The following is a 12,366-nucleotide window of genomic DNA, read 5'->3' on the forward strand; positions in this document are numbered from 1 at the left end:
TTTGAAAAAGCTCCTGTATTTAGCGGTCACTATACTGCTTTTATTATTATCCGCCTGCCAGAACAATGAAAAGGCATCCCCTGAGAAAAAGGAGCTGCCTCCAGCCGAAAATCAAAAAGAGAATACCGACGGAAAAGAGATAGCTAAGGATGAATACGAAGAGTTGAAGAAAGCGCCTGAACTGCCTCAAACGGTTAAAGAGATTTCCAGCTACCCTTCTGGTCCATTCGCCAATAAGAATTTCAAAGAAAATAAAGAAGAGATTACGGCAAGGCTTGATAAGCTTCCAAAATTAAAAGAGGATGCAAATCAAGAAGTGCTGGATGCCTACTGGCGAACCTTGGTTTCCCTTTTCGCCAAGGATTATAAGGATCCTACCTATCTATTCGAAAAAATGAAAGTCAATTCATTCGGCAACCCTGACATCAAAGATCCACGCTATCAATTCAAAGATCATTTGAATGTGGAAATCATCCTTGATTCAAGTGGAAGCATGGCAGAGAAAATTGGTGGGAAATCACGGATGGAGCTGGCTAAGGAAGCCATCACTAAATTCGCAGCGAGCCTTCCGAAAAATGCCAATGTCGCACTTCGCGTATACGGTTTCAAAGGAAGCGGTTCTGACAGCGATAAGCAAATGTCCTGCAGCAGCAATGAACTCCTGTATTCCTTTGCTCCTTATGAAGAGAGTAAGTTAAAGAATTCTTTGAACAAGTTCGAACCAAAAGGGTGGACGCCAGTGGCTGCTTCCCTTCAGAAAGCGAAAGAGGATTTATCCGCGTATCCGGAAGAAAACAATACCAATATCGTGTATCTCGTAAGTGACGGGATAGAAACATGTGATGGAGACCCTGTTACAGCAGCAAAAGAATTAAAAGAATCCAATGTAGCACCAATTGTGAATGTCATCGGCTTTGATGTCGATGCAGCAGGACAAAAGCAGCTTCAAGCAGTCGCAGAAGCTGCAGATGGACTTTATGCCAATGTAACCGACCAATCAGAGCTGCAGAATGAATTCAACAATGCGAAGGAAATTGCTGAGAAGTGGGAGACATGGAAAATTAAATCTAATACTGAAGCAAGTGGCACAAATCTCCATCGTACGTATGACATTTTCGCTCTTGATAGTGATTGGTCAAAAAAGAGCTTAGAGGAAGATGTCAACATACTTAATGCTTTGCTTTATATGCGGGATGAAAAAGAAGTGTTGACGGGTGAAAATTATCGATACATTTCAAATAAAGAACACGAGCGGAGACGAATGATTATCCGATTGAAGAATGAATTTGCAAAAGACCTCCATAACATCAACGACCTCACTTATGAAGAAATGAAGAAGCAGATTGAGGAAAAGTATAAACAGAACAGCGGGAATTGATTTTTAACAGGGGCATTCTTGCCCCTGTTAAAACCTAAAAAGGGGTTCAAAAAATCAAGCAAAGGATTGTCTGATTTTTTGAATAACTTTTTCTAATAGATTACCAAATTAATAGAACAGGGGAGAGGAACGTGTCAAAAAGATTCAGAAGGTGGAGGGGACTGGCTGCTGGAACTTTGGCTGCAATCATCATAGCCTTTCAATTTTTCCCGTTTGTTGTTTATGCTGCCGGAGATGTTAAACCGTTTAATTTGAATGTTAAAGGATTCAATCTAGATGTTGACCCGTATCATTTAAATAAAGTGACTCCATTTAATTTAGACGTTGATCCTTTTTCTCTCAAAGGGGATCCGTCTAATGGAAACGCTGATGTTTGGCTGAAACAAGTACCAGGCACGGATACGTACTTGGGGCCAGTAGGTCCGGTACGACCTATAGAAATGCCTGATGGAACCGTGCTGGTACCGAATGGAGACGGAACGTTCACACCGGCGAGACCTGGAAAGCTGAACAGTCCAGAGTTAAACCATTTGGATGCGACTGTTCATGCTGTTAAGCCGACTGCTAAAAAGGATGAAAAGCCCGATTTCTCATGGGTTGATGCCATGAACCTTGTAGCGAATGATGTAGGAGGGACAACTGCTGCTTTTGCAGGAGATATGGTTGACCTTTCAAACCAGCTTGCGGAAAATCCGCAGTTGCCAGGACAAGGGAACATTATTGGGAAATCCTTTCGTTCCTATGGATTAGGAATGGCAACAACCCTTTATAAAGTGGGAGTAAAAGGAACGAGCTGGGAATGGACCGGAGATGCTTACGACACCTATACGCATGGTGCGGCGACTGCCCAGTCAGCAAATCAAATAGCGCGCTTAGCTGCTGGTAAAGCATTTAACAACGCTAGTCGTACTTCAGCGCAGGGGACAGCTAGCATTTTGGCCCGTTACGGCGGAACTGCTAGTGAAATTTTTAAACCTGTTTCCAGGCTTAATATGGGAATTGCCGCTGTAGGAACCGTGACCTCCGGTATAACCGCCGGTTCAAAATGGTATGAGGCAGTCCATGCCAAAACCGATGCTGAACGGGATGCTGCGATGGGGGAGACGATTGGAGCCGTTGGTGATACCATGATGAATGCCGGGGTATTGATAGCGACTATTCCTTTGCCGGGTGCACAAGTGGTTGGAGCAGCTGTCGGTGTAATTGGAGGAGCGCTATGGCTTGGCGCCACGGCATATAAATATCGCAAGAGCATTTCTAAAGCAATCAGAAGCACCAAAATTGGAAAGGCTGTCTTGGACTCCAAGCCTGCCAAGGCGGTAAAGAAGGCCGCAAGCAAAGCGTGGGGCTGGGCAAAGAAAACTTTATTTGGCGGATAAAAGTATTGATTAATCATAAGTGAGAGGTGGAATGCAGATTGAGTACAGCACTAGTAGAAAAAACAGCAAATTCCAAAAAAGGGATGTTTGAAAAAAAAGAGCAATACCCTTATATAATCGAATTCAATGAGAGAGATTATTATTATTACTTATACAAAAATGCAATCACTCAAAAGGGCGTTGGGGCATTTGTTGTCGAAGAGAATGGGGAAGCAGCGGATCGACAGACTGGGATCTCAGTTTGTTTTCGGACAGAATTGGTCAATTACATCATTAAATTTATCAAAACCGGATTAACCGAAAATATTAAGCGTTCCCCTGAATTTATTGCTAAAACGACAGAGGCCATCAGGCCAATTGCAAGTGGAAGCAGCGACCTAAATGTGCAGGAAGCTTTCAGGAACTTTAATAATATGAGCGAGTATCTAAATGACAATAAAGATAGATTGTGGGAGATTCATTATACCATCAAGACAGCCTATGATGAGGTCCTGCAGAATCGGCGGTTGACCAATGAGCTGTATGAGAAAATCCTTGAAGCCTATAACGAATCACACCGCAGAATATTCATGGATGGGATGCTTCAAAATATGAATCTCTCTACAATTCCTGTCCTGATTGATTTTTTGAAGAATGAGTCTTTTGCAGACAAGCCATGGGCCATTAAAAATTTGAAGCTCTTGATTGGAATGGAAAGAAAAAGAATTCTGAAGGATTCAATTAAAAATATGGTTGAACCTGCTATAGGAGATCCTCACACTCTTCCAATCAATGAAGAAGGGGCGGAAGCGTTTAAGCAGATGAAAGATAAAGAAACTGAAATGCTCTTTCAGAAAAACTCCGTTCCGACCATACGAAACTGATTAAAAAAATGGATGATTTATATTAAGGCGGTGAGTGAATGAAGAACATCCGAACAGCTTTCTCCATCTATACTGGGAATATTGAAGCCGTCCTGTTCCTATCAGTGGTCATTTTGACCCCGTTTTTAGCAATCCATCAATGGGTGGCTTCCATTTGCTATTATATCGGTGCTTTTTACGGCAATCCTTTATTCGGCGACTTCGCGAATAGCTTTTTAGTCGTATTGTTTTTGACTATCTGCCAGCTTCCATTTGCGAGATTCACACTTGCAGAGATGGAAGATGAAGAAAACAGAATGAAGAAATCGTTTGTCTTGTTTATCAAATATGGGTTCTCTACCTTTCTATTTGGGATATTGTTTTCACTAGGAACATTCTTTGGACTTTTTGCATTTATCCTACCAGGTGTCGCCATAATGATTTTCTTCTATCTGACGCCCATTGTGATGGCAATAAAGGATCAGCCGGCGCGGAAAAGTTGGAAGCCGGCAGCAGCTTTGGCAAAGAAGCATTTTTTTAAGCTAGTGCTTCTTCTGGTGGCTGTAACGTTTATTGAAATCATATTAGGATATCTTGTCAATGTCGGTGTCGCCATGATCACCTTGAACACGTTGGCGATTACATTAAGCCAGATGTTATTGACCTTACTTCTCTTCCCGTTGATGACGATCATCATGACGGTTTATTCGAAGCAATGGTTTGACGAGTTGTATCCTTTTGCACCAACTGTGAATCATCGGGAAGCGAACACGGCACCCCCTAAGAAAGTAGGGTTCATCCAATGAGACTGTTGAGAAAAGTGAAGAATGAGAGAGGCTCCATGACATTGGAATTCATCGGGGTCCTTCCTTTTTTCTTTCTATTCATGCTTTTGATATTCCAGGGATTTGCTTTAGGCTACGGAATCATAACCGCACAATCAGCGGTCAATGAAGCAGCGAAGGTATATGCCGCAGGGGACACTTATGAGGATGCCAAAACGGCAGCTGAAAAGATCATTGGCGGAGGCAAGACGGTAACAATGTCCAGCCTATCTATTCCGCCGGAAGATGCTGATGGGAAGTTTGAAGCCACGCTGCAGGTGAAAGTGGATCTGATCTTTATCCCTAATCAGTGGAAAAGAATAAATTCATTGACTGTAACTCAAACGGCAGACAGCAGGGTGATGAACAGTGTGTTTCATTAATAATCAACGCGGAAGCATGACCATCATGGTGTTATGGCTCATGGTCCTGACAGGCGTGATGCTTGTTATCGGAGTGAACTTCGCAAAGGCATATGCTGTAAAAGAAAAAGCATCAATCGGAGCAGAGCAGGCAAGTATTGCAGCGACAGATGTCATCTATGACCATGTACTGACAGCTGTATCTGACTATGATCAATCGCTGATCGGAATCGGGCATGGGGTTATTAAAGGAAAGTCCATCAGGCACCGCATAGAGGATGAACAGCAAAAGATCATGTGGGGCAGCAGCATGAATACGAGCCAAGCCCTTCAAGTTGCAGTGAATCGTGTGATGAAAGAGGAACTGCCTAAGAATGATATTTTAAAAGATATGGTTCTTGAAGAGTTAGATCGTGCCAAAGATGAGATTCCAAGCGTGGTGGCGGATACTATTGTCCAAAATCATGGAGAGAATTCCAATTATAAAATTAAGATGTTTGATTCACAGCAGCGAATTGTCATTGAAAGCAGGGCTAAATTTGAATCGGTTACTGATGGGAACCTGTTCAGCCGCTTTACTAAGAAAATTCCGCAAGTCGGCAAAGGGCCGTCCATTCCGTTTATTGAGAATGTTGACTGGCCAGACCAGATACTGTCCTATTGATTTGATGACTAAAGAGGAGGAATTATTGTGGGCAAAAAAGAAAAACGCTGGAGGCGCTTTTATCTATTTATCATTATTTTCTTCTACGCTATCTATGTCCCCGTCTCGCTATTGGACTGGGTAAATGGAGAAGGATTCCCCATCACCGTATTCACAGTGGGCATCGCATTGCCGCTCCTCAGAAAAAATCACCTTAAGCAAATTCAGGCAAAAGAAAACCCTGTAGCTTAGAACATAATGCCTGCCTTTCAAGAATGGAAAGAGCAGGTTTTTTAATAGGTTCAACTCAGTCGTGGATAAAACAAAAATCTTATTAATAAGAATCGTCTTGCAAGATTACTACCAAATTTCTTGGAGGAATAATAGTGATAAACAAAATTACAGCATTGATTATTGCCCTCTTCCTGATTGGAGGCTGTAGTAATGAAGGAGCAAAAAGAGCTGAAAATACAAAACAACCAAATGAGTCAACACAGTCATCTCAAAATCAAAACTCTAAAAAACTTCCTGCTGACACTAAAGCCGATTTTAATGAGTACTTTTCTGATATTCCGGATGTTCCAAAAGACACCAGTGGATTTATTAATCAACAACAAGGTGAATATGCAGGATTAGGGGATGGATGGCGAGATAAGCTGGCAGCTAATATCAAAGACTTGCCCCCGCTGCCCGAAAAACCTACTGAAAAGCAATACGATCAATATTTTAAGTATATTTATTCTTTAGTGGCTGAAGATTTTCCTGATCCTAAGGAAATGACAAAAAAACTTGAATTTTCAATGTATGGAAACCCCGATTTGCCAGATAACCGTTATCAATTTAAAGATCATTTTAATATCGAAATAATCTTGGATTCCAGCGGCAGCATGGCGAAGAAAATCAATGGTAAATCACAGATGGAGCTAGCTAAAGACGCGATCCAGCAATTTATTTCAAAAGCACCCGAAGATGCAAATATTTCTCTTCGCGTTTACGGACATAAAGGAACAGGATCTGAGGAAGATAAACAAAAATCCTGTTCAAGCATTGAACAAGTATATGGATTTAAGAAGTTTAATAAAGACGAATTTAGTAATGCATTGAATAAATTTAAACCTAGCGGCTGGACCCCGATTGCGAGTGCCTTGGAAAAATCAAAGAAAGCATTTGAAGGATATGACGCCAATGAAAATACAAATCTCATTTATTTAGTGAGCGACGGAATAGAGACGTGTGGCGGTGATCCGGTAGACGTAGCTAAATCGTTTGGGGATTCTAATATTTCACCTATTATCAATGTAATTGGTTTTAATGTTGATTCAAAAGCTCAAAAACAACTTCAAGATGTTGCAACCAGCGCTAATGGATTCTATTCAACCGTTTCAAATGGAAATCAATTAACTAATGAATTCAAGAGGGCGCAGCAAGTTCTGGATAAGTGGGATGATTGGAAAAAAGGATCCTTGTCCGACGCTCATGCTGAAAAAGTAAATAATGATTTTGAAATTTTAGGATTCATGAATGATTGGAATTTTAGGGGATTGCGTCAAGGAAACGAGTTAAGAAGGATGGCAAACTTCTTACAAGATCAAGGAAAATATGATTATAACAGAAAAGTAGAAATCTATAAGAGAATTGACGAAATAAAAAATCTCGAGAATCAAACAAGTAATGATCTTAGAGAAGAACTAAATAGTTTAAGTAATGAAAACTACGAAAAAATCAAAAAAGAAATAAACGAAAAATACAACTCAAATACGAATTCAAACTAAACTTCGATGAAGTTGTTCCGGTGAGGCAGGGTTATTTGCGGAAAAAATCAGGCTAAAGAAAAGTCTGGTTTCCATAATTGGAGGTAATAGTTAATGTCTAATGAGTCAATTCATCAGTTAGCGGAAAAGCATAAGAAGTTCATGGAGAAAGTAGATATATTTCCATATAAATATAAAAATAGTGTCGCAACTTATGAGATGGCTCACTTTTATAGATTATCCGCCAATTTATATGGAAGCTTTCTTTATTCCCCATATCATTTATCGTATGAAGAAGTAAAAGATGTATTTTATAGTTTTATCCTTTTGGATGAATATATGAAAAACAAGATTTCAAAACTTAATGACTACGCTTCTATGGACTATACAGACAGCTATTATGGTTTTAGAGAGGACTTGAAAAATACTCTTTTAAAGGATGAAAGATTCGAACCTGTACTGGCAGAGATAGAATCGATTATCAAATCTATTGATTTCGTTGAGGAATCCTTCGCTAAAAATACAATGAAATATGATGAATACCAAAAAATTATTTCTCAAATTAAGGCTGAGGGCATCGCAACTGAATTCCAATTAAAAGAAATGAGAAGAATTCTGGGAATGTGCCATGTGATCGAATTTGAACATACTCTCGAGCAAAAGAAATTATTGGATCCTTTAAAGGAACTATATACATTTATGAAACAAAATCAGCTAGCAGATGGGGATTTAAAGACAATATTCCAAAAGGCACACATTCTTCTATATGATAAATCTGTCATAGAATTAGATAATTCTTTGAAAAGATTTGGTGGTGCAGATGAGAATTCAGCCCTTTCATATGAGGAACTGGTAGAGAAATTCATTAATATGTATGAGAAAGACTTTTTCAAAGCTTTGAATGAAGACTTCATCAAAAGAAGAGTTCGCAATCCTTCGGTACAAAAGGCTAAGTGATAATCAACTCATTAGAAAATGTAGGATCACTAGACTATTAGCTGGGAGATGAAGAAATGTCTAAAAAAGAAAAGCGTTGGAGACGGTTCTATCTGATAATGATGATTTTCATCTATGCAATCTTCGTACCTGTATCCATTTTAGAATGGCTTGGCGGAGATGGGAGCCTTCCTATAACAGCAGTTGTTGTCGGAGGAGCATTGCCTGCCATAAGAAAAAATCACCTTCAGCAAATTCGGGGAAAAGAAAATCCTGGAGTTTAGAACATAATACCTGCCTTTCAAGAATGGAAAGAGCAGGTTTTTTAATAGGGAGGAGAATGCACTCTATGAGAATCATCGCAATAGCATTTTTATTCACCATTTCAGTCCTTCTGACAGGATGCAACAGTGAAAAAACAGCTGAGCCTAAACAGAAAACAGTTCAAAAAGAAGAAACTGTTGATAAATATGAATCACATAAAAAATCAAACCCTGAAACAAATGGCAAGTACTTTGAAAACCTTCCCGAAACACCAAAAACGACAAGGGATGTTATCAATCAACTGCCAGGTAAGTATGCTAATCAAGAAGTACTGGATGATAAAGTTGAACCAAAAGTGATAGAAGACATAAAGAATCTCCCTCCGATGCCTAAAGGTGTAACAGAGGACGATTACGATAAGTATTATCAATATATTTATTCTCTTGCAGCGAATGACTTTCCGGATCCAGAGGATTTAGTGAAGAAATGGAAGTTTTCCATGTACGGAAATTCTGATCTGCAAGATCCTAAATATCATTTTAAAGACAACTATAATGTAGAAGTCATTTTAGATTCAAGTGGCAGCATGGCAAAGAAAGTCGGTGGCAAAACGCAGATGGAGTTGGCGAAAGAAGCAATTAATGACTTTGCATCAAGCCTTCCGAAAGACGTGAATATTTCTTTGAGGGTTTATGGATATAAAGGTACAGGATCCGACAGTGATAAACAGGAATCATGCTCTAGCATCAAGCAGGTATATGGATTTAAGGGATACAATCAGTCAGAGTTCAATCAGGCAATGGATCGTTTTAAACCAAGCGGATGGACCCCAATTGCACAGAGTTTAAAGGAATCCTTTGAATCATTTAAAGGATATGACCAAAAAACGAATACCAATCTCATTTACCTTGTAAGTGATGGGATTGAAACCTGCGACGGAGACCCTGTCAAAATTGCGAAAGAATTTGCAGACTCGAATGTATCTCCTATCATCAATGTCATTGGATTTAATGTTGATTCCAAAGCACAAGCCCAATTAAAGCAAGTGGCGGAAACATCTGACGGAATCTATACCACTGTTACAAACAAAGATCAGCTGAGCGCGGAATTTGATCGAGCGCAAGATATTTTGGAACGGTGGGAAAGCTGGAAATCTGATGCCCTGTCGGATGCAGACGGACAAAGGGTAGACAATGATTTTGATATATTATGATTTTCTAATGATTGGAATTATTTTGAGACCGATCAAAGTTTAAGAATTAGCTATCTAATATCAATTTTTAGGGAGCAAGAGAAGATAACTTTAGAACAAAAAGATGAATTGAAAAAAAGAGCAACTGAGACAAGGGATTTATTAAAAAGTTCGTTGGATCAAATCCTAGAAGATTTAAAAACCGAAAATAAAAACGGGATAAAAAATCTTGAAGAAAAAATCAACGAAAAATACAACTCGAATACGAATCCAAACTAAATATCGATGAGTTATTCTGGTGTGGCAGGGATTTTGAGGAAAAAATCGGTCTAAAGAAAAACCTGGTTTCCATTATTGGAGGTAATAGTAATTGACTAATGGATCAATTAATCAGTTAGCGGAAAAACATAAGAAATTCATGGAACAGATAGCCATCTTCCCGTATGAGTATCACAAAAACAATAGAGTGTATCAAAGGGTGCATTTTTATAGATTTACTACAAAGCTCTATTGGAACTTTCTATTTACTCCATATGACCTTTCTTACAAAGAAGCTAAAGAAGCATTTTATAGTTTTGTTTTAATAGAAGACTATATGAAAAATAAACTTTCCAAAATTAATGACTATGCCTCTAAAGATTATTCTACAGGTTATTTTGGCTACAGAAATGATATTCATATGCGATTGGTGAATGATCCAGAGTTCATTCCAGTATCCGAGGAAGTCAATTCAATCATTGATTCTATAAATTATGTAGAGAACGCGCTGGCCAAGATAAGAGAACAATATAAGGAATATACTGAAATACTTAAAAAGATAAAAAGCGCCGGGTATTTTACAGATATACAATTGAATCAATTAAGACAAATCCTTGGTGAATGCTTGGCTATTCAATTTGAGCAAGGGTTGATGCAAAAGAAACTCTTGGATCAAACAAGGGTTCTCTATGATTTTATGGGTAGAAACAACCTCATCAAGGGTGAATTAAAATCGATCTTTAAAAGAACCGAACTAATGGTAGACCAAAATTCATTTAGAAAAGTAGATGCTTCGCTGCATAAGTTTGGAAACATTGAAGTATTAAAAGAGAAATCACATGATGAACTTGTAAAGATTCAAATCGATGAATATGAGCGAGACTATTATAGAGCATTAAACGAAGACTTCATCAAAAGAAGAGTCCGTAACCCTGAAGTTCAATCTTCAAATGGATGAAATATTAGGACACAGAGAAAAAAGGTTGTTTTTCATTAAGGGGAGGTAATTGAAAGTGTCTAACGAAGCAATACTTCAATTAGCGCAAAAACATAAGAAATTCATGGAGAAGATATCCGTTTATCCATATGAGTATCATAATAACAACAAAGTATATCAAATGGCGCATTTCTATAAACTAACTACAAAGCTTTATTGGAACTTCCTTATGACTCCGTATGATCTCTCCTTTGAAGAAGCTAAAGATGTATTTTATAGTTTCATCTTAGTTGATGACTACATGAAAAATAAACTTTCTCTAGCTAATGACTATGCTTCTAGGGATTATTCCGCAGGCTATTATGGCTACAGAAATGATATTAAAAGACTAATAGTAAATAATCCACAATTCAGTCCAGTTTCGAAGGAAGTAAATTCTATGGTTGATTCTATTGATTATGTAGAAGATGCGCTGGGAAAAATAAGGGCGCACTATAAGGATTATACAGAGTTACTTAAAATGATAGAGAACAACGGATATTTTACACAATTACACCTTAATCAATTAAGGCAAATCGTAGGAGAATGTTTAGCTATCCAATTTGAGCAATTCTTGGTGCAAAAAAGCCTCCTAGAACAGACAACAGTACTCTTTCATTTCATGGGTGGCTACAATCTCAAGGGAGAACTAAAATCAATCTATAAAAAAACCAAAATTATGGTAGACGAAAATTCATTTAGACAAGTCGGCGCCTCGTTACATAAGTTCGGAAAGGTAGCTGAACTTAAAGAAAAATCACATGAGGAACTTGTAAAGACTCAAATTGTTCGGTATGAGAAAGACTTTTTCAAAGCTTTAAATGAAGACTTCATCAAAAGAAGAGTCCGTAATCCTTCGGTTCAGGAGGCAAGAGGATGATTAATTATTCAATAAGGATTCAATCTAGCATTAGAAATAATGAAATTAGGTGGTATTCTTGGATAATAAACATGTGAGTTTTAAAGAAAGCAGAATCATTCAAACGTTTATCCTTATCTTTTTTGTAGGAGTAATGTGCAGTTTTGTTCCCAGAGAATCAATGGTTATGCTCTACATTAGCTTATCGTTATCAATCTTAGTTTTAATCATTTTTTTCTTGCTATGGCGGTATAATAATCATCATAGCATTAGATATTTCTCTCTTCTTTCTTTCGTCATGCTCATTGCCCTTTCATTCTTTTTTTCAATGCCGCTATTAAGGGTTTTTGCAGGTACTTTTCTAATGTGGCTTGGCTTTATTGTATGGGTAGCAACAGGAATATTATCTTATATTATTTCAGAAAAAATATTTCTTAGTATATCGGGTTCAAAGAAAACAAAAGCCGGACCAATAATATTTATTGTTTTTATGTTATTAATTGGATTTGGTACCTTAGTTGTAAATTATGCTCACTTGACCAAACAGCCGAATGCCATCGTCGTTTGTATTTTTTGTTATTTAATAGGGATTTGTCTGTTGTATACTTCTGCTGCACTTTTAACTTCCCCAGAAAGGGCAGATAAGCTTAAGCGGACTTCTTAAGTCTTTGCTAATGCTATTTCAGTAACCGAAAGCATTTT

Annotated in this window: 14 protein-coding genes; all 14 read left to right on the forward strand. The window is 38.2% G+C overall.

The annotated features are described in order from the left end of the window. Window position 1 precedes the first annotated feature (1 nt). The 14 genes from ABTV07_RS01840 to ABTV07_RS01905 all read left to right on the forward strand — a co-directional run bounded on the left by ABTV07_RS01840 (window position 2) and on the right by ABTV07_RS01905 (window position 12,328). Window positions 2-1,378: a VWA domain-containing protein gene (locus ABTV07_RS01840; protein ID WP_433746740.1), complete on the forward strand. Its 1,377-nt coding sequence runs from the start codon at window positions 2-4 to the stop codon at window positions 1,376-1,378. A gap of 131 nt (window positions 1,379-1,509) precedes the next feature. After that, the gene (locus ABTV07_RS01845) at window positions 1,510-2,757 is read left to right on the forward strand and encodes a hypothetical protein (RefSeq protein ID WP_433746743.1); all 1,248 of its coding nucleotides are present in this window, start codon (window positions 1,510-1,512) and stop codon (window positions 2,755-2,757) included. Window positions 2,758-2,795: 38 nt separating this feature from the next. After that, complete coding sequence (locus tag ABTV07_RS01850; protein WP_433746745.1) at window positions 2,796-3,620, forward strand: hypothetical protein; 825 nt, start codon at window positions 2,796-2,798, stop codon at window positions 3,618-3,620. 38 nt (window positions 3,621-3,658) lie between these two features. After that, window positions 3,659-4,405, forward strand: coding sequence for a hypothetical protein (locus ABTV07_RS01855; protein ID WP_433746748.1), 747 nt, complete (start codon window positions 3,659-3,661; stop codon window positions 4,403-4,405). Then, window positions 4,402-4,806 (forward strand): TadE/TadG family type IV pilus assembly protein, encoded by a 405-nt coding sequence (locus ABTV07_RS01860; protein WP_433746750.1) that lies wholly within the window; start codon window positions 4,402-4,404, stop codon window positions 4,804-4,806. Before ABTV07_RS01855 ends, ABTV07_RS01860 begins: the two co-directional genes overlap by 4 nt. Next, on the forward strand, window positions 4,793-5,449 hold the full coding sequence (locus tag ABTV07_RS01865) for a pilus assembly protein TadG-related protein (protein WP_433746753.1): 657 nt from the start codon (window positions 4,793-4,795) through the stop codon (window positions 5,447-5,449). Before ABTV07_RS01860 ends, ABTV07_RS01865 begins: the two co-directional genes overlap by 14 nt. 27 nt (window positions 5,450-5,476) lie before the next feature. Continuing rightward, window positions 5,477-5,680 carry a hypothetical protein gene (locus ABTV07_RS01870; protein WP_433746756.1) on the forward strand — a complete coding sequence of 68 codons (204 nt, stop codon included), beginning with the start codon at window positions 5,477-5,479 and terminating at the stop codon, window positions 5,678-5,680. A gap of 134 nt (window positions 5,681-5,814) precedes the next feature. Then, the gene (locus ABTV07_RS01875) at window positions 5,815-7,200 is read left to right on the forward strand and encodes a VWA domain-containing protein (protein ID WP_433746758.1); all 1,386 of its coding nucleotides are present in this window, start codon (window positions 5,815-5,817) and stop codon (window positions 7,198-7,200) included. A gap of 93 nt (window positions 7,201-7,293) precedes the next feature. Next, window positions 7,294-8,136, forward strand: a complete 843-nt coding sequence (locus tag ABTV07_RS01880) for a hypothetical protein (protein ID WP_433746761.1) — start codon at window positions 7,294-7,296, stop codon at window positions 8,134-8,136. Window positions 8,137-8,192: 56 nt separating this feature from the next. Continuing rightward, the gene (locus tag ABTV07_RS01885) at window positions 8,193-8,399 is read left to right on the forward strand and encodes a hypothetical protein (protein ID WP_433746764.1); all 207 of its coding nucleotides are present in this window, start codon (window positions 8,193-8,195) and stop codon (window positions 8,397-8,399) included. 65 nt (window positions 8,400-8,464) lie between these two features. Further along, on the forward strand, window positions 8,465-9,592 hold the full coding sequence (locus ABTV07_RS01890) for a VWA domain-containing protein (RefSeq protein ID WP_433746767.1): 1,128 nt from the start codon (window positions 8,465-8,467) through the stop codon (window positions 9,590-9,592). A gap of 349 nt (window positions 9,593-9,941) precedes the next feature. Then, a complete protein-coding gene (locus ABTV07_RS01895) occupies window positions 9,942-10,787 on the forward strand; it encodes a hypothetical protein (RefSeq protein ID WP_433746770.1) in 846 nt (281 codons plus the stop codon). 55 nt (window positions 10,788-10,842) lie between these two features. Then, a complete protein-coding gene (locus tag ABTV07_RS01900) occupies window positions 10,843-11,685 on the forward strand; it encodes a hypothetical protein (RefSeq protein ID WP_433746773.1) in 843 nt (280 codons plus the stop codon). A 58-nt stretch (window positions 11,686-11,743) separates the two neighbouring features. Then, window positions 11,744-12,328, forward strand: coding sequence for a hypothetical protein (locus tag ABTV07_RS01905; protein ID WP_433746776.1), 585 nt, complete (start codon window positions 11,744-11,746; stop codon window positions 12,326-12,328). The last annotated feature ends 38 nt before the right edge of the window (window positions 12,329-12,366 follow it).

Origin of the sequence: Falsibacillus pallidus (assembly GCF_050990905.1) — a bacterium.
GTDB lineage: Bacteria > Bacillota > Bacilli > Bacillales > DSM-25281 > Falsibacillus > Falsibacillus pallidus_A.